General features: G+C 66.1%; 13 protein-coding genes, 1 tRNA gene and 1 pseudogene. 11 read left to right on the top strand and 4 right to left on the bottom strand.

From position 1 onward, the window contains the following. Positions 1-140 precede the first annotated feature (140 nt). From fdnG to QYM46_RS18510, 4 genes and pseudogenes are all read left to right on the top strand, one after another. A pseudogene (gene fdnG, locus QYM46_RS18525) lies at positions 141-3,326 on the top strand (formate dehydrogenase-N subunit alpha); the annotation flags it as partial. A 437-nt stretch (positions 3,327-3,763) separates the two neighbouring features. Further along, the gene (locus QYM46_RS18520; RefSeq protein ID WP_169253657.1) at positions 3,764-4,900 is read left to right on the top strand and encodes a 4Fe-4S dicluster domain-containing protein; all 1,137 of its coding nucleotides are present in this window, start codon (positions 3,764-3,766) and stop codon (positions 4,898-4,900) included. Beyond that, positions 4,897-6,102, top strand: a complete 1,206-nt coding sequence (nrfD, locus tag QYM46_RS18515) for an NrfD/PsrC family molybdoenzyme membrane anchor subunit (RefSeq protein ID WP_432790151.1) — start codon at positions 4,897-4,899, stop codon at positions 6,100-6,102. Before QYM46_RS18520 ends, nrfD begins: the two co-directional genes overlap by 4 nt. 303 nt (positions 6,103-6,405) lie before the next feature. Then, on the top strand, positions 6,406-6,624 hold the full coding sequence (locus tag QYM46_RS18510) for a hypothetical protein (RefSeq protein WP_432790150.1): 219 nt from the start codon (positions 6,406-6,408) through the stop codon (positions 6,622-6,624). A 77-nt stretch (positions 6,625-6,701) separates the two neighbouring features. Here the strand turns inward: QYM46_RS18510 and QYM46_RS18505 are convergent, their stop codons facing one another. Continuing rightward, positions 6,702-8,348, bottom strand: a complete 1,647-nt coding sequence (locus QYM46_RS18505) for an amidohydrolase (protein WP_432790149.1) — start codon at positions 8,346-8,348, stop codon at positions 6,702-6,704. Beyond that, on the bottom strand, positions 8,345-9,610 hold the full coding sequence (locus QYM46_RS18500; protein ID WP_432790148.1) for an MFS transporter: 1,266 nt from the start codon (positions 9,608-9,610) through the stop codon (positions 8,345-8,347). Before QYM46_RS18500 ends, QYM46_RS18505 begins: the two co-directional genes overlap by 4 nt. A 174-nt stretch (positions 9,611-9,784) precedes the next feature. Here QYM46_RS18500 and QYM46_RS18495 point away from each other — a divergent pair, with 174 nt between their 5' ends. After that, complete coding sequence (locus tag QYM46_RS18495) at positions 9,785-10,393, top strand: TetR/AcrR family transcriptional regulator (RefSeq protein WP_432790147.1); 609 nt, start codon at positions 9,785-9,787, stop codon at positions 10,391-10,393. 4 nt (positions 10,394-10,397) lie between these two features. Here the strand turns inward: QYM46_RS18495 and selD are convergent, their stop codons facing one another. Then, complete coding sequence (gene selD / locus QYM46_RS18490) at positions 10,398-11,384, bottom strand: selenide, water dikinase SelD (protein WP_432790146.1); 987 nt, start codon at positions 11,382-11,384, stop codon at positions 10,398-10,400. A 125-nt stretch (positions 11,385-11,509) separates the two neighbouring features. On the opposite strand from selD, the gene QYM46_RS18485 reads away from it, so the two are divergent. The 4 genes from QYM46_RS18485 (at position 11,510) to QYM46_RS18470 (ending at position 16,525) form a co-directional block, all read left to right on the top strand. After that, positions 11,510-11,604 (top strand) — tRNA-Sec (locus tag QYM46_RS18485). 63 nt (positions 11,605-11,667) lie between these two features. Beyond that, the gene (selA, locus tag QYM46_RS18480) at positions 11,668-12,987 is read left to right on the top strand and encodes an L-seryl-tRNA(Sec) selenium transferase (protein ID WP_432790145.1); all 1,320 of its coding nucleotides are present in this window, start codon (positions 11,668-11,670) and stop codon (positions 12,985-12,987) included. Then, positions 12,980-14,911, top strand: a complete 1,932-nt coding sequence (gene selB, locus QYM46_RS18475) for a selenocysteine-specific translation elongation factor (protein ID WP_432790144.1) — start codon at positions 12,980-12,982, stop codon at positions 14,909-14,911. Before selA ends, selB begins: the two co-directional genes overlap by 8 nt. Positions 14,912-15,148: 237 nt before the next feature. Continuing rightward, on the top strand, positions 15,149-16,525 hold the full coding sequence (locus QYM46_RS18470) for an NAD-dependent succinate-semialdehyde dehydrogenase (protein ID WP_432790143.1): 1,377 nt from the start codon (positions 15,149-15,151) through the stop codon (positions 16,523-16,525). A 40-nt stretch (positions 16,526-16,565) separates the two neighbouring features. On the opposite strand, the gene QYM46_RS18465 is transcribed toward QYM46_RS18470, so the two are convergent. Continuing rightward, positions 16,566-17,426 (bottom strand): hypothetical protein, encoded by an 861-nt coding sequence (locus tag QYM46_RS18465; protein ID WP_432790142.1) that lies wholly within the window; start codon positions 17,424-17,426, stop codon positions 16,566-16,568. A 233-nt stretch (positions 17,427-17,659) separates the two neighbouring features. Between QYM46_RS18465 and QYM46_RS18460 the strand changes: the two genes are divergently transcribed. Beyond that, positions 17,660-18,250 carry a hypothetical protein gene (locus QYM46_RS18460; protein WP_432790141.1) on the top strand — a complete coding sequence of 197 codons (591 nt, stop codon included), beginning with the start codon at positions 17,660-17,662 and terminating at the stop codon, positions 18,248-18,250. A gap of 75 nt (positions 18,251-18,325) precedes the next feature. After that, entirely contained in the window at positions 18,326-18,916 is a 591-nt protein-coding gene (locus QYM46_RS18455; protein ID WP_432790140.1) for an NlpC/P60 family protein, read from the top strand. The last annotated feature ends 353 nt before the right edge of the window (positions 18,917-19,269 follow it).

Genomic DNA, 19,269 nt, shown 5'->3' with positions numbered 1-19,269 from the left:
CCCAGCACCGAGGCGGCTGCGCGGTCATGATCGACCGCGCAGCCGCCTCGGCGAACCGGGCATTCCCAGCTCCTGAGACCCAATCGAAAACCCGGTCTCACCTGGTGCATTTCCGCCCCGTGAGGGGCTAAGGTGGTGCCATGGCTCGGTTCAGCTTCCTCGAGTGGCCGGTACTCCGGCAGCTGCGCACGTCGGATAAGACGGGACGCGGCGAATCCGTCGTGTCCCAGCAGACTCGGGACACCACCCCACGTACGGTCACGGCCGACAAGGTCGTCCAATCCGTGTGCCCCTACTGCGCCGTCGGCTGCGGGCAGAAGATCTTCGTCAAGGACGACAAGGTCGTGCAGATCGAAGGCGACCCGGACTCACCGATCTCACGCGGTCGCCTGTGTCCGAAGGGCGCAGCCAGCGAACAGCTCGTCAACGCTCCCGGTCGTGTCACCGACGTCCTCTACCGGGCTCCGAAGGCCAAGGACTGGACGAAGATCGACCTGTCGACCGCGATCGACATGATCGCCGACCGATTCATCGAAGCCCGCCGCAACCACTGGGAAGACGTCGACGACAAAGGCCACCCGCTGCGGCGGACGATGGGCATCGCCAGCCTCGGCGGGGCGACCATCGACAACGAGGAGAACTACCTCGCGAAGAAGCTCTACACCGCGGCCGGGGCGATACAGATCGAGAACCAGGCGCGCATTTGACACTCCGCCACCGTTCCCAGTCTGGGAACTTCGTTCGGGCGCGGCGGCGCCACTCAACCCGTCCAGGATATGGCGAATGCGGACTGCATCATCATCCAGGGCTCCAATATGGCAGAGTGCCACCCGGTGGGCTTCCAATGGGTGAGTGAGGCCAAGGCCCGGGGTGCCCGCATCATCCACGTCGATCCTCGTTTCACGCGCACCACCGCGATCGCCGACAAGCACGTGCCCATCCGGGCCGGCTCCGACATCGTGCTGCTCGGTGCGCTCATCAACCGACTGCTGAGCGAAGGCAGGCACTTCGACGAGTATGTGCGTGCCTACACGAACGCCGCGAACCTCATCAGCGACGACTACGTCGACACCGAGGATCTCGACGGGCTGTTCTCCGGGTTCGACCCGGACACGAACTCGTACGAGAACTCGACCTGGTCGTACCAGACGGACGAGCACGGCGCTCCGCGGACGGATCCGAGCCTGGAAGACCCGAAGACGGTCTTCCAGATCCTCCGCCGCCACTATTCGCGCTACACGCCTGAGATGGTCGAGGAGAACTGCGGAATCAGACCCGCAGACTTCGACTACCTCTACGAATCGGTGACCGAGAACTCGGGCCGGGAGCGGACCACGTGCTTCGCGTACGCGGTCGGCTGGACCCAGCACAGCCTCGGCGCGCAATTCATCCGTACCGCCTCGATCCTCCAGCTCCTGCTGGGCAACATGGGTCGCCCGGGCGGCGGAATCATGGCGCTGCGCGGGCACGCGACGATCCAGGGATCGACCGATATTCCGACCCTGTTCAATCTGCTGCCCGGCTACCTGCCGATGCCCAGCGCCGGAGTCCACGACACCTTCGACGACTATGTCGCCGCCGTCGGCACCCCGGAGACCCACAAGGGCTACTGGGCCAACGGTCGTGCCTACACCACCAGCCTGCTCAAGGCCTGGTGGGGCGATGCGGCGACTGCGGACAACGACTTCGCCTTCGACTATCTGCCGCGCATCAACGGCGCCCACGGCACCTACCAGACGCAGGTGCGCATGCTCAATGACGGCGTCGACGGGTACTTCCTGCTCGGTCAGAACCCGGCCGTGGGATCGGCGAACGGCCGGATGCAGCGCAGGGCGATGAGTCACCTGAAGTGGATGGTCGTGCGCGACTTCAGCCTCATCGAATCCGCCACCTGGTGGAAGGACGGTCCCGAGATCGAGACCGGGGAGCTGAAGACCGAGGACATCGACACCGAGATGTTCTTCCTGCCCGCAGCCAACCACACGGAGAAGGCCGGCACCTTCACGCAGACCCAGCGTCTCGTGCAGTGGCGCCACAAGGCCGTCAACCCGCCCGGGGACGCGCAGAGCGAACTCGACTTCTTCTACGAACTCGGCCAAGCCGTGCGCGAGAAGCTGAAGAACTCCGATGACCCCCGCGATCGACCGCTGCTCGACCTGACCTGGGACTACCCGGTCGACGACGAAGGCGAAGTCGACGCCGAGGCGGTCGTCAGGGAGATCAACGGCTACTTCGTCGGCGGCGACCGCGACGGCGAGCCCTTGGACAACTTCAACCAGATGACCGACGACGGCACCACCGCCGGAGGCTGCTGGATCTACGCCGGCGTCTATGCCGGTGGCCAGAACATGGCCGCCCGCCGCAAACCGCGGGATGAGCAGGACGAGACCGCCGCCGAATGGGCGTGGGCCTGGCCGGCGAACCGTCGCATCCTGTACAACCGTGCCTCGGCCGCACCCGACGGAACTCCCTGGTCGGAGCGGAAGAAGTTCGTGTGGTGGGACGACGAGGCCGGGAAGTGGACGGGCAAGGACGTGCCCGACTTCCCGATCGACCGGGCCCCGGCGGCGCGGTCGGACCAGGCCTACGGCGGGCCCGCCCACCTCGACGGTGACGATCCGTTCATCATGCAGGCCGACGGCAAGGGGTGGCTGTTCGCGCCCAGCGGCATGGTCGACGGTCCGATGCCCACGCACTACGAGCCGCAGGAATCGACGGTGTCGAACCCGCTGTATGCGCAGCAGAACAGCCCGACCCGGATGGTCATGCGTCGTGAGGACAACCTGTCCGCACCCGGTGCCGGAGTGCCCGGATCCGAGGTCTTCCCCTACGTGTTCACGACCTACCGGCTCACCGAGCACCACACCGCCGGAGGCATGTCCCGGTGGCTGCCGTACCTGTCGGAGCTGCAGCCGGAGATGTTCTGCGAGATCTCACCGGAACTCGCCGCCGAGGTGGGACTCGAGCCCTACGGCTGGGCCACCCTGGTCTCCCCGCGGGCGGCCATCGAGGCCCGTGTGCTCGTGACGAAGCGGATGACCCCGCTGACCATCGGGGGGAAGACCGTCCACCAGATCGGTCTGCCCTACCACTGGGGCGTGGGCGGTCAGGGCGCCGTCGTCGAAGGCGATTCCGCCAACGACCTGCTCGGAGTGACGATGGACCCCAACGTCTACATCCAGAACAGCAAGTACGTGGCCGGAACGATCATGCCCGGCCGCCGACCCCGCGGACCCGAACTCGTCGACTTCGTCGAGAAGTACCAACGCGAGGCCGGGCTCAGTCCCGAATCCGGAAACCAGCAGGTCACGGTGTCCGCCGAGGATGTCGCGGCCGCCCATGGCACCGGGCAGGGCCGCAGCGCCGGTGGGCACGCTCACCGAGGCGGCGACTCGGCCGTCGGCGTCACCCCCGGCAAGACCTTGGACGGGGGACGGGATGGAGCCTCCGATCGGGACGGCACGACCGCCTCGGCGAGTGGATCCGGCGAGGGCGACACCGACGCCTCGGCGACGGTCGACAGTGCCGATGATCGCAGCGGTAGGATCACCATCGAACCCACCGAGGCGACCGAACCCGCCGAGCCCACCGAACCCGCCGAGACTGCGGTGTCGAACCGCGCCGACGACGGGGACCCCAGCGACGGCGACCCCGACCACGGACGGCACGCCGACGGCAGTGCGATCGCCGACACCGAGGTGGCCGAGGCCGAAGCTCGCGCCCGCGCGGCCCGGGACCGGCAGGAGAACGAGGAGGAGGACTGATGTCGACACCGACGATCGATGGAGGCACGCTCGCGGACGGGCACTGGCACGATTCCGCGCACAGCCGCAAGGGATTCTTCACCGACACCTCGATCTGCATCGGCTGCAAGGCCTGCGAAGTCGCGTGCAAAGAGTGGAACCGCAACCCGCAGGACGGCACCTTCGAACTGCTCGGTTCCTCGTATGACAACACGGGCAGCCTCGGGGCGAACACGTGGCGGCACGTCGCGTTCATCGAACAGGATTCCGACCGCATCGAGAAGGCTCGCGAATCCGGGCGCAAGCTCGTCAATCTCGGCATGCCCACGATCCGTCCGCGCACCGATGAGTCTGCTGCCGCGCAGCCGCTCGATGGGGCCTTGGGGGCGGCGGCCGAAGGTCGAACCTCCGCCGGACTGCCGACGACTCCTGAGCTCGGAGTCGACCTGTTGGCCCCCGGTGCCTTGGAGCCGAGCGACCCCGATGACTTCACCGGCGTCGATACGACACCGCCGGACACCGCGGACTTCCGGTGGCTGATGTCCTCGGACGTGTGCAAACACTGCACCCACGCCGGCTGCCTCGACGTGTGTCCGACCGGCGCGCTCTTCCGTACCGAGTTCGACACCGTCGTCGTCCAGAACGACGTCTGCAACGGCTGCGGCACCTGTGTGGCCGGCTGTCCGTTCGGCGTCATCGAGCGCCGAGACGACGGCACGATCAACACCCCCACCGACCGGGACGATCGCAAAGCCGCGGACATGGACGTGCCGGATGCGGGCACGGCGAACAAGTGCACCCTCTGCTATGACCGCCTCGTCGAGGGCCAGGAACCGGCATGCGCCCAGACCTGCCCGACCCAGTCGATCAAGTTCGGCGACCGGGACGACATGGTCGCCCAGGCACATGACCGTGTGGCCACACTGCACGAGAAGGGCCTGACCGAGGCCCGCCTCTACGGAGCGAACCCGAACGACGGGGTCGGCGGCACAGGGTCCGTGTTCCTCCTCCTCGACGAACCCGAGGTCTACGGCCTGCCGCCGGACCCGCGAGTCGCGACGAAGGACCTGCCGAAGATGTACGCCAACGCCGGGATCGCGGCGTTGGGCATGGTCGCCGCGGCCGGGCTCGCGTTCCTCGGGAGCCGCCGTTCATGAGCACCTCAGAATACGATTCCTACCGCCCACCCGAGCCGGAAGGCGGACGGAAGAAACGTCGCCGAGGCGGCCGTGGCGGTCCCAGCGGACCTGACGGTCCCCGTGGTCGAAGGGGCGGTCGCGGCGGCGGGTGGAAGAACCGCGGTGCCGACGGCAACCGTGAGATGCCGATGGTCGAGGATGTCGAGTTCACGTCCTACTACGGTCGACCGATCGTCAAGGCTCCGCCGTGGGGCGATGAGATCAGTGCGTACCTGTTCCTCGGCGGTCTGGCCGGGGGATCGTCTCTGTTGGGCTACGGTGCGCAGCTGACCGATCGGCCGGGCCTGCGCATTGCCTCCCGGATGACCGCCATTGCGGCGACCGGCATCGGCGGTGTCGCTCTCGTGGCCGACCTCGGCAGGCCTGAGCGGTTCCTCAACATGATGCGCGTCGTCAAGGTCTCCTCGCCGATGAGCTTGGGAGTGTGGATCCTCTCGGGCTTCGGCGTCGGATCGGGCGTGACCTTCGCGATCGAACTCGACCGGATCACCGGCGAGAAGCTGCTGCCTCTGGGACCTCTGCGGAAGGTGCTCCATGGTCTGGAGACGCCGGCTGCGGTTGAGTCCGCGTTCTTCGCCACACCGTTGGCCGCATATACCGCTGTGCTTCTGGGCGCGACGGCGGTTCCGACCTGGAACGCCGCCGGTCGCAACGGTCTGCCGTATGTGTTCGTGTCCTCGGCGTCGATGGCCGCCGGTGGTGCCGCAATGGCGTTGGCTCCGGTGGGTCAGACCGGCCCGGCCCGGCTGCTCGCGCTCGCCGGGACCGCCGGAGAGGCTTATGCGATGTCGGCGATGAAGAAGCGCATGCATCCGGCCGAGGTCGATCCGATGGACGACGGCGAACCGGGTCACAAGCTCCACCGCGCCGAGAAGCTGCTCATCGCCGGAGCCATCGGCACCGCCGTCGCCGAGGTGGGCGCGCGGGTGTTCGCGAAGAAGCTCGGTGGCGGCTGGAAGACTCGGGCTGTGCTGCGGGGGCTGTCCGTCGTTTCCGGTGCAGCCTTGGCGGCCGCCTCGGCGTACACGCGTTTCGGTGTGTTGGAAGCCGGCATCGAATCGACGAAGGACCCCAGGCACGTCGTTGAGCCGCAGCGAGCTCGCCTCGAGGAACGTCGGGCTCGCGGCATCACCGACGACTCGATCACCACAGGCCGGTAGGCGAGCGGAGGTTGACCTTCACCGCTCGAGTCGCAGGGCGTCGCTCACCGTGAGCAGCTCTCACCGTTCGTGCCACCGCCTCCCGTTGGTGGCACGTCCTACAGTCCGCTGGGCATCAGTCACCGTTCGTGCCGAAACACCCCTCCGCAACGCGGTGGTGTGCGAGAACCGGTGAGGGACGCTCGAACTCGCTGCGCGAACTTCCCCTGCGAACGCCGATTGGTGCCGAAAAGTGCCTCACGAGACAGCATATTCAGCAAACATACTTGCGAAATGAGGCTCATTGGGTAGCGTGAGAAACCTATGAAGAAGCTACTCAGGGATCGCCAGAGCATCCAGCTCGGTGTGTTTGTGGCAGTAGCCTTCCCGCTGATCTACTTCGGGATGAGTTTCCTCGGCTGGAGCAATGGGATGTTCAGCTGGTGGCAGACACTGCTGTTCGGACTCGTCCAAGGTGCCGTCTTCTGGTTCTTCATGTCCAGCTTCCGACAGTTCCGCGACGAGGACGTCACTCTTCGCTGAGCAGGTATGGCGGTGACGCCGAGTCGCAGCACCGGCATTTGAAGAAACGGACTGTGGGCAATGGCCTTTCTGCCAAGTCAGCCATCTACGACTGAATCACTGTTCCTCCACACCAATTCACCGTCGACGATGGTGGCACGCACCTGTGCCTCAAGGAGTCGGTCTTCATCATCGGAGAAGGGATCGACGTCGAGAACGACGAGGTTGGCACGGCCGCCTGGGGTGATCTGGCCAATGCCGTCGGCGAATCCCCCTGCCCGCGCCGCGGAATGCGTGAGTGCACCCAATGCTTGGGCTGGCGTGAAAGCTCGCTCCGGATGATAGCTGGCATCCCCAGGTTCTAGTGCCGAGCGGGTGGTCAAGGCGATGAAGAGGTTGTGCGACATCTGATGCGGTGCCGTCGGCGCATCCGTGCCCAGAGCAATGTGGACTCCGGCCTCTCGGAACTTCTGCCACGGGAACCCGCTCTCGGCGCGTTCGCCTCCGAGCACCGCCATCCAATTGCCCATGATCGCCGGATCGCAGTGCACCGGCTGCATCGATGCAACGACGCCGAGGCCGGCCATGCGTGCGATCGTCTCGTCGGTCACTGACTCGAGGTGTTCGATCCGCGGGGACCGGATTCGGGGTCCATTGACGCGCACGCATTCGGCCACAAGGTCGAGAGCGATCTCACTGGCGTGGTCGCCGATGGCGTGCATGGCAAGCTCGAGCCCATCGGCATCGGCAGCGACAGCGACCGGGGCCGCCGACTCGAAAGACCATATCGGCCCGGCATGAGTGCCGTCGACATAAGGATCGCGCATGGCTGCGGTGCAGGCATCGATGACGCCATCGAGAATGAACTTCACACCGACGATGCGGAACCATTCGGAGCCAGGGAGGTCGGCGAACTGGTCGCGAACCTTGGCGGCCCGCGCGACAGCGGCGAGATCGCGGGTCGGATCGCCGGTGGGCCGCAGCAACCAGTGAGCAGTGACAGGAAACGGCAGTCGTCCGCCTCTCTCGAGCCGACGGCGGAAAGTCGCAGCCTCTGCTTCGCCCACCGCCATGTCTGTCGCCGATGTAACTCCGTTCTCCAGATAGACGCGGAAGGCGCTGTCGAGGAAACGATCACGATCTTGATCAGTCGTGACGGACTCGAGATAGGTCCATGCGTACTCGATCGCCGCGTTTTCGAGCAGGAACCCGGTGGCCTTCCCCTGCTCATCGCGGACGATCTCGCCGCCGTGCGGGTCCGGTGTCGCCTCGGTGATGCCCATGGCCTCAAGCGCCGCTGTATTCACCCAAGTGGAATGCACATCATTAGAGTCGAGCAGCACGGGGATGTCGCCAACCACCTCGTCGATCATGGCCGCCGTGGGCCGGTTGTCGGGGATGGCGTCGAACATCCAACCCGAGCCCAGCACGCATGGGGCTTCGGGCTGCTCCCGCCGCCTGAGCACCAAGCGCTCTTGGATCTCATCGAGACTCGTGCAATCACGCAGCTGAACCTTGTCGAGCGTCTGGCCGAGCATCATCATGTGCGTGTGTCCCTCGACGAACCCGGGCGCGAGGAGGCTTCCTTCGAGGTCGATCCGCTGGGCGGAGTCTCCGGCGGTGTCGAGGACCGCAGAAGTCTCTCCGACGGCGAGAATACGGCCGGCATCGATCGCCACTGCCTTGCCGATCGGTGCGTGTTCGTCTCCGGTGAAGACAGCGGCATTCTCATAGACCGTAGTCATGATGTCCTTTCGTGGGTTTCTGCGGCCTCGTCGAGGCTGTTGAGCGTCTTCTCTACGCGGCTTGATACGCGTGCGATGAGCATCGTCGGAATGATGAGTGCGACGCTGACGAGACCCACGATCAGTCCGAAGCTCGGAATTCCGACACCGTCGATGATCCAGGCTCCGATGATCGGGGCGAAGCTGGACCCGACGATATAAGCCCCGATCAGCGGTCCTGACCAGTTTCCTCGCGCATCGAGACCGGCGGCAGTGGCAATGAAGAGAGTGAAGGCGAAGGCGTAGATGGTGTTCACCGCGATGATGAGAATGGCGAGCATTGCGGGATCCGTCTCCACACCGATCCAGATCTTGATCGCTCCTCCGAGCGCCAGCGCGATGCCTAAGGGCAGGGCGCGTCCGATTCTGCTGCCGAGCAGGATCACAACGAGCATTGCTCCGGCACCGATGCCCGCTGCCGCGCTGAGCGCGAAGCCGAGGGTCTGATCGGTCATTCCGACCGCGTCTCCGAGGGTCGGTGCTAGCGTCCACACCGAATCCTCGCTGGTCCCCCACAAGGGGAAGACGATCAGGACGCCGATTCCTGCGAGGAGGACGGCCCGCGGCGTCCGCGGTCGATTCGATGAAGGGGTCGTATCAGCCGTGGTTTCGGCGAGGACTTCAGCTGTCGAAGCTTCAGGTGTGTTCGGCAGCCAAATCGTCACGGCGAGACTGATCAGCGACAGCAGGGCCAGCGATCCGAAGACGGTGATCTGGGCAAGGCCGAGGGCGGGTATGACAGCGAGGACGACCATGACGAGCAGCCGGTTGACGACTCCGGACGATGCGCTGACCCGGTTGGGATTCCGCAGAGCGGCGATCGCCGCACCAGAGGTCGACACCGCGGCACCGAGTCCCGCCGAACCAAGGAGGAAGCTGATGACGATGAGCCCTGTGGGGCCGGTGACCAGCGCAGCGACGAGGAAGGCGATCGTCGCGATGCCGAGCCCGCTGCCTGCGATGGTTCGCCTTCTGGCACCGGCTGCGGCACGAGAGGTCACCAACCCGATGATCGCCGAGGTGAAGAGTCCCCAGGTGAGGAGATTGCCTGAGGCGACGATGTCGAATCCGATCTGTTCGAAGACCGACATGATCAGCGGGGCGAGGTTGGCCAGCATGAGTCCGGCGAGAGAGACGAGGAAGACTGCAGATCCGTTCCGCGGCCCGAGGGGGACCCGCGGATCATCCGGCGTCGGCGGTGCGGAGGTGGAAGTGGAACTCATAGGTCGGCCCCTTTGCCAGTGCGAGTTTCGCGAGTTAAACGAAAAGATTTCGGTTATATAGAATGGTGCCCGTACACCGAGACCTTGTCAATGCGTAGACGAGTAGCGTTAGTCCAGATTTCGGGCCCCTTAAGCGCCTGGGCGTCCGGACGTCCTTGAGGAAGTGAGCGCTTCATGGCACGACCTAGTTCCCCACTGCTGAGCCGGGAGAAGATCGGACGCGCAGCGATTGGGATGATCGATGGCGGCGGTGAGCTCAAGATCCAGCCCTTGGCCAAGAAGCTCGGGGTCAGTCTGTCCTCGATCTACCATCATGTCGACGGACGTGAAGGGGTCATCCACGCGATGCGTGAGGTTCTCAGCGTCGAATACGCCCTGAACATCCCTGATCAGGGGTCATGGAAAGACAACCTGAAGGCAAGGGTGGATTCGCTGTGGCGGCTGTATTCGGATCATCCGCGGGTGATGATCCACCTGCTCGGAGTCACAGTCGAGGAACCCGGGACGTTGACTCTCTACGAGTCCCTCATCGACGTGCTGGCCGATGCGGGTGTGCCGGAGACCGAGCTTCTCACGACGATCGAAGTGCTCGATGCGTTTGCCTTCGGAGCCGCACTCGACGCGCTGTCGCCGCAGGTGATCTTCGCCCCTGCGTCAGAGGACTCTCGGCTCACCAGTTTGAGTGAGAATCACCCTGCGGGCACCGAGCGCAATCACCGGCTCTACCGACGCGGTCTCGACATCATCATCGCCGGCATCGAGGCTGGGATCCCTCAGCCCTAGCCCCTCACCTCACGTGCACGCCCGAACCGGCGACGATCTCACCGATGACCGGGTGACCGGGCAGTTCGCCGACGACGAGGAGCCCGCCGGAGGTCTGCGCATCGGCCAGAAGCAGCAGGTCATCCTCGGTCACAGAATCATCGGCGGTGAGATGCGGCCGCACCCAGTCGAGGTTTCGCCTGGTCCCACCGGACACATACCCGTCAACGATCGACTCATCGACGCCGTCGAGGCGCGGCACTGCGGCCGCGTCGATGACGGCTCCGACCCCGGAGGCTCGGGCCATCTTGAACAGGTGCCCGAGCAGACCGAAGCCGGTGACATCCGTGGCCGCCCGCACACCAGCAGCCACGGCCGCTCGTGACGCTTCGGCATTGAGTGCGGTCATCGTGGCGATGGCCTCGTCGAATCGATCCCCCGTGACCTTATGTCGGTTGTTGAGGATCCCCACGCCGATCGGCTTGGTCAATGTCAGGGGCAGCCCCGCCTCGGCGGCGTCATTGCGCATGAGCTCATCCGGGTGGGCCACGCCGGTCACGGCCATTCCGTACTTCGGTTCGGGATCGTCGATCGAATGTCCGCCGGCGACGGGACAGTTCGCCTGCGCCGCCACGTCGAGTCCGCCGCGAAGAACCTCGGTGAGCAGCTCCATCGGCAGCTTCTCCCGCGGCCACCCGACGAGGTTGATCGCCGTCACCGGGGTCCCGCCCATCGCGTAGATGTCGGAGAGCGCGTTGGCCGCAGCGATCCGACCCCAGTCGTAAGCATCGTCGACGACGGGAGTGAAGAAGTCCGCCGTCGAGAGCACCGCAAGGTCGTCACGGACCCGCACCGCCGAGGCATCATCACCGTCATCGAGGCCGACGAGGACATCTGGACCGGACTGACCGACCAGCCCGCGCACCGCGTCCTCGAGTTCGCCCGGCGGGATCTTGCACGCACATCCTCCACCGTGGGCGAACGAGGTCAGGCGGTCCTGCATCTCAGTCATACCCGGAGACTAACACTCACGTGACGAGACCGTCACCAGATCCGATGGGTGTGCACATCGAGAAGAGCGACGTGCTCCGCGCTCAGCTGTGAGCACTCGCCCACGCCCGCGATAGGATGACCGATGGAGGCGTCCGTGTCCTGGTGGGCGCCCTGGTCTTCAAAACCAGTGAGACCGAGTATCTCGGTCTGGCGGGTTCGATTCCCGTCCGCCTCCGCCAACCGTTTCGCGGTCCCGCCGACCAAGCGGCGCCGCCGTGACCCTGCACCGAGGAGGCCGCCCCATGGTCGATCCCGATCCGCGTCGATCCATTCCGCGCACGGATCACCTCCTCGCCCTTCCCGAGGTCATCACCGCAGGTGAGCACCTCAAGCAGGCGACCATCAAAGCGATCATCTCCGAAGTGCAGACCGCCGCCCGAGCCGGTGAGATCCCCGTCGCCGAGGTGGCCCCCACCATCACCGCCGAGCTCGGTTCCCGTTCGGCCTCCTCCCTGACTCCGGTGCTCAACGCCACCGGCATCCTCGTCCACACGAACCTCGGCCGAGCACCGCTCTCACCTGCAGCAACACAGGCAATCACCGAGGCGGCCGGCTACGTCGACGTCGAGATGGACCTCGTCACCGGCAAACGCAGCAAGCGGGGAACCGGAGCGAAAGCCGCACTCTTGCGGGCCTGCCCGGCAGCCGAGGACGCCCTTGTCGTCAACAACGGTGCGGCCGCCCTGCTGCTTGCCGTCACTGCGCTGCGCGGCCGCAGCGCAGGTTCCGGCGAGATCATCATCAGCCGCGGCGAACTCATCGAAATCGGCGCCGGCTTCCGCCTCACCGACCTCATGACCACCACCGGCGCCAGGCTGCGTGAAGTCGGCACGACGAACCGCACGCACCTGGCCGACTACGCCGATGCCATCAGCGACGACACGTCCTGCCTGCTCAAGGTCCATACGAGCAACTTCCGCGTCGAAGGATTCACCTCCTCCGTCGAGGTCGCTGACCTGCACAGACTCGCCGAGGAGCACGAACTGCCGCTCGTCGTCGACCTCGGCTCCGGACTCTTCACCCCCGACCCGGCCCTGCCCGACGAACCCGACATTGACACCGCCCTACGCGCCGGTGCCGACCTCGTCATCGTCTCCGGCGACAAACTCCTCGGTGGCCCGCAAGCCGGCCTCATCCTCGGCCGCACCGAAGCAGTGCAGACACTGGCCAAACACCCCCTGGCCAGAGCACTGCGCACCGACAAACTCACCCTCGCCGCGCTGGACGCGACGGTCACCCACACCGCGAACCCGATCCACGACGCCCTCCACATGGATCCGAACCATCTGCGCCAACGCACCGAAGAACTCGCCGAGGCGGTCGGTGCCACGGTCGTCGACCACGACGGACGGGTCGGCGGCGGGGGAGCCCCCGGGGTGCCCCTGCCCGGCTGGGCCGTCGAGCTGCCCGAAGAGTGCGCCGAACCGCTGCGCCTCGGCGATCCCGCGATCGTCGCCCGCGTCCACCAGGGACGATGCCTCGTCGACCTGCGCTGCGTGTCCGAAAGCGACGATCGACGCGTCGCCGAGGCAATCGCCCGAGTCCGTGGCAGCCATGCCTGAAACACCGCACGGCTCCGCGCACGCGACCCCGGGTACCTTCGTCATCGCCACCGCCGGGCACGTCGACCACGGGAAGTCGACGCTGGTGAGCGCCCTGACCGGGATGGAACCCGACCGCTGGGCCGAGGAGAAGAAGCGCGGACTGACCATCGACCTCGGTTTCGCCTGGACCACCCTGCCCTCGGGCCGAGAACTCGCCTTCGTCGACGTTCCCGGACACGAGAAATTCCTCGCGAACATGCTCGCCGGGCTCGGCCCCGCCCCCATCGCCTGCTTCGTCATCGCCGCCGACAAGGGCTGGCAAGCTCAATCGAGCGACCATCGCGACGCGATCAATGCGCTCGGCATCACCCACGGCCTCGTCGTCATCACCCGCGCCGACCTCGCCCCCGACTCCGTCGAGACCACACACGCCCAGGTCAGCGCTCAACTGCGGGGAACAACCCTCGAACACGCTCCGATCGTCGCCGTCTCGGCCACTACTGGGGAAGGTCTGCCCGAACTCATCAGCGTCCTCGACGAGGTCACGGCCCCAGCCGAGCCTCCGACCATCTCGGGGAGGGTGCGACTGTGGGTCGATCGGGCCTTCACCATCAAGGGAGCCGGCACCGTCATCACCGGCACCCTCACCTCAGGCACCCTGACCGCCGGTGATGCCGTCGAACTGCGCGGAGAGACCATCGACCGGACCGTGGGTGTGCGGGGTCTGCAGTCCCGGAATTCCACCACCACCGAGGTGGTCCCGCAGGCCCGCGTGGCCGTCAACCTCCGCGACGTCCCCGCCGACGACCTCCACCGCGGCGACGCTCTGCTCACGAGCGGGACCTGGCCGATCGTCGACACGATCGACGTGCGCCGCACCATGGGCGAGGCCCTCGACTCCGGCATCCACGAACTCATGGCCCATATCGGCACCGCCGCCGTGCCCGCCAGGCTGCGGGACTTCGATGCCGATCACGCCCGACTCACCCTCGACCGGCCGCTTCCCCTGCAGGTCAGCGACCGGATCGTGCTGCGCGCCCCGGGCAGCCGCAACGTCTTCGCAGGCCTCCTCGTCCTCGACGTCGACCCGCCCGAACTGTCCCGGAGAGGCGACGGTGCCAGGCGCGGCCGAGAGCTCGCCGAACGACCCACCGCAGGCGATATCCTCGCCGAGGTGGCCCGCCGCGGAGCCGTCGAACGCTCCGTCCTCACCCGGTTCGGTCTGCAGGTGCCCGGTGACGAGGGTTTGCCCGCCGACGTCGAGAGTGTGGGCGGCTGGCTCGTTCACTCACCGACACTGACCGCCTGGGTCGAGGCGACGAAATCCTTGGTCAGTCGCGAACTCGCGGCCACACCGATGGCCGCGGGAGTCCCCGTCAAAGCCGTCGCCGAGGCACTGCGCAGGAGCCCGGACACGAGCCGCAGACATGGTGGCGAGACCAGGCGCGATGCCCTGTCGATAGCGAACGATCAGCCGACCCTGCCCGAAGGGACGGGGACCGCAAATCGGGCACTGCTGGACGCGATCATCGTCCGCGCCGGACTCGAAGCCGTCGACGGAATGGTCCGCCCGCCCGGGCATACCGCGGGACTCGGTGCCGCCGAAGCCGGTATCGCCGAGATCGAACGTCGACTCGCATCCGACCCGTTCGCCGCACCGGAAGCCGATGACCTGCGCGAACTCGGTCTCGGAGCGCGGGAGCTCGCGGTCGCCGAGAAGGCGGGACGGATCCTGCGCCTCGGCGACGGAATCATCGTGTCCCCGCGCACCCCCGCGCAGGCGATGCGGATCCTCGCCGGTCTCGACCAGCCCTTCACCACAAGCCAGGCGAGGCAGGCGCTGGGGACGACCCGACGCGTCGTCATCCCCTTGCTCGAACACCTCGACGGCCGGGGCTGGACGCGCCGGCTCGACACCACACACCGCGAAGTCGTGCGCTGAGGACGGTCACGGCACCATCGGTCGGGTGGGCACGGCGACGAAACGATCTCCTCGTCGCTGGGCGGCCGCCTCGGCGAATCTCCGTGACCTGTATTACGATCATGTCGGAATGATCGTTCGCGCCGATCCGGGCGCTTCCGTCGATGGTATGGGTGATAACTGACTGCGGTGATGGGGCCGCAGCACACCATTTTTCCCTCACCCCTCTGCAATTTCGGAACCATCACAGGAGCAAACATGTCGAACTATCGTGTTCAGAATCCCGCCACCGGCGAAATCGTCGAGACCTTCGCCGAGGCGACCGACGCCGAGATCGAATCCACCGTCGCTGGCGCCCACACCACCTACCTGACGTGGAAGGACACCGACATTCAGGAACGGGCGTCGATTGTGCGCAGGGCGGCGGAGATCTTCCATGAACGCAAGGACGAACTCGCCAGGACCATTTCGGTGGAGATGGGCAAGTCGTATGCCGAGTCCGTCGATGAGGTCGAGTTCGCCGCCGACATCATCGACTACTACGGCGTCCACGGACCCAGTCTGGCCACGGATTATCAGATCCCGTCGACCATCCCCGGCACTGCCCGGATCGAAGCGCTGCCGATCGGCGCCCTGTTGGGTGTGATGCCGTGGAACTTCCCCTACTATCAGGTCGCTCGGTTCGCTGCCCCGAATCTTGTGCTGGGCAACACGATCATGCTCAAACACGCTGACATCTGTGGGCGGTCGGCGCTGCTGATGGAGGAGATCTTCCGCGCCGCCGGTGTCCCGGCCGGCGGATATAGCCACTTGTTTGCCAACCATGATCAGATCGCTGCGATCATCGCTGACCCCCGGGTTCAGGGTGTGTCGTTGACCGGGTCGGAGCGGGCCGGTGCGATCATCGGTGCCCAGGCCGGGCAGAATCTCAAGAAGGCCGTGCTCGAGCTCGGTGGGATCGACCCGATGGTCGTCCTCGACGCCTCTGATGTTGCGGCGGTGGCGCGTGAAGCGTGGGAGTTTCGGACGTATAACGCCGGACAGGTGTGCAACTCGAATAAGCGGCTGATCGTCATGGACGACATCTATGACGAGTTCGTTGCCGAGCTCGTGAAGTTGGGCACCGGGTTGAAACCAGGTGATCCGCTGAGCCTGGGTGAGGGCGAGTATGTGCCTCTGTCGAGCCGTGCTGCCGCCGAGACCGTTGACGCGCAGGTGACCAAGGCCGTGGCTGAGGGTGCCAGGGTGCTCATCGGTGGTGAGGTGGGTGAGGGTCCGGCTGCGTATTATGCGCCGACGGTGCTCGTCGATGTGCCCAGGGACTCGCAGTCGTATGGCGAAGAGATCTTCGGGCCCGTGGCTACTGTGTATCGGGTCTCCAGTGATGAGGAGGCTCTCGAGTTGGCCAACGATTGTGCCCTGGGCCTGGGCGGGTCCGTGTTCTCCACTGATGAGGGGCGTGCCGATCGGGTGGCCGCGCGCCTGGAGGTGGGGATGACGCATGTGAACACGATTGCGGCGGAGGCGGCTGAGTTGCCGTTCGGCGGGGTGAAGCGGTCCGGTTTCGGTCGTGAGATGGGGCCGATCGGGATGGGCGAGTTCGTCAACAAGCGCCTCCACTTCATCGCGAAGTAGAGTTCGCCCAGCAGGACTCAGCCTCCTCGCGCTGCCGACCTCAGTCGAGGGCGGCAGCGATGATGTCCTCCATCGCCGAGGCGGTCAGCCCCCGCCACTGCCGTCGTGACGGTGCGGACGGAATCCGCGCGCCGCGCACTTTGGCCAGGGCCACCTCGGTGATGGGGGCGTGCTGAGGAAATGCGGTCAGCGCGCGGCGTCCCGCTTCCTCCTTGCCGATGATCTCACCGGTCGCAAGCGTATGATGCATCCGCGCGGGACCGAGCACACACCACGCGACGGTGCCGGCTGAAAGTCCCCGCGGGGACGTCACGAGCCGACGAAGCAGCGTTCCCGGGGTGCTCGACGGACGGACGCGCAGCTGTGCGGCCAACGGAGTCCAGTACTCGCGCAGATTCGTACTGACCCACGGGCGAAGCGTCTCCGGCTGCGCGTTGACCTCCCACTCGGCGATCGGCCGACCCCGCACCGTGATCCCGCCGTCGACGAGCTCCTTCCAGATCACCGGATTGACGTCGAATGCGCCTTTCGGGTCGAAGATCTCCCCGGTGTGGGAGGCGATCGGCGGAATCTCGGTGACAGGGCGACCGACCTCGGATTCGGCGATGAAGACCGTATTGCAACAGGCGCTCACACCTCGCCCGCGCGCCGCCCCGACCACCAAGCGGGGCACCTGCGAGAGGTGGAGCAGCCGCAGGCGGCGGAGGAGATCTGGCCGTGTCCGGCACTCATCGGCGATGACCGCGACGAGGTCGATGTCGCTGCGGCCCGGACGATAGGCGCCGAGCGCGATCGAGCCGGTGACAGCGCAGGCGATGATGCCGCCGGGCAGGACCCGATCGGCAACACGCAGATAGGACCTGATGGCGGATGCGACGTCCGGCGGCAGCGCTGCGTTCATGGAAACAGCGTATCGAGTCCGCCGAACTCGCGCCCAGCGAACAATGAGATCAGGGAAACGCGCGGTTCATATGTCGTTGGAACCCCATTGAACGGCTGTTGACGGCCTGTTTGTTGAGCGAGGTTCTCAGGTTCGACAGCCTGGATTGCGGGCATGAGATCAGGGCCACGTGGAACCCGGTGGAAGGAAGCCGAGAGGGCCCAACGCCCGATACAACTGGAAAGTGGGAACTGATGAAACTCGTACGCAAGTTCGCTGTGGCAGCCGTTTCCGCGACTGTCATCGTCGGCGGCGTCTCCATGGCGACGGCAGCTTCTGCCGAACCGGCGCCCGTCTCCAAGGAGGCCGCTCCGTTCACGAGCAAAGCACTCGAGGGTGGCAAGGTGCCGAGCACCCAGGACGCAACCCAACTCACCCAGGAGCAGATCGACAACGCCCGCACGATCATCGCCGTCGGCAAGGGAGCAGGACTGTCGACGCAGGCGCAGAAGATCGCAGTGATGACGGCCCTGCAGGAGTCGAGTCTCTACAACCTCGACGGGGGCGACCGGGATTCGGCCGGCCTGTTCCAGCAGCGCCCGTCCATGGGGTGGGGCACCCTGGCGCAGGTGACCGACCCTGTCTACGCCTCGAAATCGTTCTACGGCGTCAACCCCGAAGGTGCAAACCTCGGCCTCATCCAGATCGAAGGATGGGAGACGATGGTCCCGGGAGCCGCCGCACAGTCAGTGCAGGGCTCCGCGTTCCCAGCCGAATACGACAAGTGGGACCCTTTGGCCACCGAGCTCGTCAACGGCAATCAGGACGTCGCCCCGATCAGCTGATCCGCCTTTGGCATGTTCCCGACACGATCCATTCCGAAGTCAGCAGTGCACACACGAGAAGCAGCAGGAGAGACGATGACAATTTCGCGCACACTCACGACCGCTGTCCTCACCGCAGGAATCCTCGTCGGCGGCACCACACTGGCCACCGTTCCGGCGCAGGCCGACCAGGCCCCCGCCGCGCAGGCCGTGGCCGCACAGTCTTCCGCCCTGCGGGCGGATTCCGGTACGACCGCCTCGGCGCAGGCCGATGACCGTCGGGCCGCGATCATCAACCGCGCGCAGACGTGGGTCGACCAGGGAGTGCCCTATGACATGGGTGCCTACCACCCCGACCCCGAGGGCAAGAACTACCGCACAGACTGCTCCGGATTCGTCTCGATGGCATGGGGGCTCGACGACAGCCTCAGCACCGTGACCCTGCCCGACGTCTCCCACGAGATCAGCAAGGACGAACTCCAGCCCGGTGACATCCTGCTCAAGGGCGGCCCCGGCACCGAGGGCGCCAACGGCCACGTCGTCATCTTCAACGGTTGGGCCAATGACGACAAGACGGCCTACCATGCCCTCGAGGAGAACGGTTCGCTCGGCTCGGTCGCCCACGACGTCTCCTACCCGTACGACCAGGACGACAGCTTCGTGGCCTACCGTCTGAACGGACTGTGATCTGATCGGCCCGTGATCCGGCACAGACTCGGCACTGGTCGGGTGCCGATCCGTCGGCACCGAATCGCCGGCCGTGCTCTGAGCAGCTGAGCACACATCGTCGCCGCGCCCCTCACATGGGACGCGGCGACGGCACATGTGACGAGGCGGGCCGCCTCGGGGGAACAGTGCCGACCTCGGAGTGCAGGATCGCCGAGGATCGACCCCACCGGTCACGTTCGAGCGCCTGAACTTTCCCTGGCCCACGCCTGCGAACCGCCCGACGAGCCTATCGAGACCCCGGTCACGGGCGGGTGAGAGCACCGCTGGTGACCGCGCGGCGTTCAGCGAACTCTGATCGCACGCACACGGAT

Source organism: Brevibacterium sp. K11IcPPYGO002 (assembly GCF_050920635.1).
Lineage (GTDB): Bacteria > Actinomycetota > Actinomycetes > Actinomycetales > Brevibacteriaceae > Brevibacterium.
This window is presented reverse-complemented; position numbering and strand designations above follow the sequence as displayed.

Excerpts from the sequence above, each read along its gene's own strand:
- QYM46_RS18520 (WP_169253657.1), top strand. The coding sequence starts at position 3,764 with ATGTCGACACCGACGATCGATGGAGGCACGCTCGCGGACGGGCACTGG.
- nrfD (WP_432790151.1), top strand. The coding sequence starts at position 4,897 with ATGAGCACCTCAGAATACGATTCCTACCGCCCACCCGAGCCGGAAGGC.
- QYM46_RS18510 (WP_432790150.1), top strand. The coding sequence starts at position 6,406 with ATGAAGAAGCTACTCAGGGATCGCCAGAGCATCCAGCTCGGTGTGTTT.
- QYM46_RS18505 (WP_432790149.1), bottom strand. The coding sequence starts at position 8,348 with ATGACTACGGTCTATGAGAATGCCGCTGTCTTCACCGGAGACGAACAC.
- QYM46_RS18500 (WP_432790148.1), bottom strand. The coding sequence starts at position 9,610 with ATGAGTTCCACTTCCACCTCCGCACCGCCGACGCCGGATGATCCGCGG.
- QYM46_RS18495 (WP_432790147.1), top strand. The coding sequence starts at position 9,785 with ATGGCACGACCTAGTTCCCCACTGCTGAGCCGGGAGAAGATCGGACGC.
- selD (WP_432790146.1), bottom strand. The coding sequence starts at position 11,384 with ATGACTGAGATGCAGGACCGCCTGACCTCGTTCGCCCACGGTGGAGGA.
- selA (WP_432790145.1), top strand. The coding sequence starts at position 11,668 with ATGGTCGATCCCGATCCGCGTCGATCCATTCCGCGCACGGATCACCTC.
- selB (WP_432790144.1), top strand. The coding sequence starts at position 12,980 with ATGCCTGAAACACCGCACGGCTCCGCGCACGCGACCCCGGGTACCTTC.
- QYM46_RS18470 (WP_432790143.1), top strand. The coding sequence starts at position 15,149 with ATGTCGAACTATCGTGTTCAGAATCCCGCCACCGGCGAAATCGTCGAG.
- QYM46_RS18465 (WP_432790142.1), bottom strand. The coding sequence starts at position 17,426 with ATGAACGCAGCGCTGCCGCCGGACGTCGCATCCGCCATCAGGTCCTAT.
- QYM46_RS18460 (WP_432790141.1), top strand. The coding sequence starts at position 17,660 with ATGAAACTCGTACGCAAGTTCGCTGTGGCAGCCGTTTCCGCGACTGTC.
- QYM46_RS18455 (WP_432790140.1), top strand. The coding sequence starts at position 18,326 with ATGACAATTTCGCGCACACTCACGACCGCTGTCCTCACCGCAGGAATC.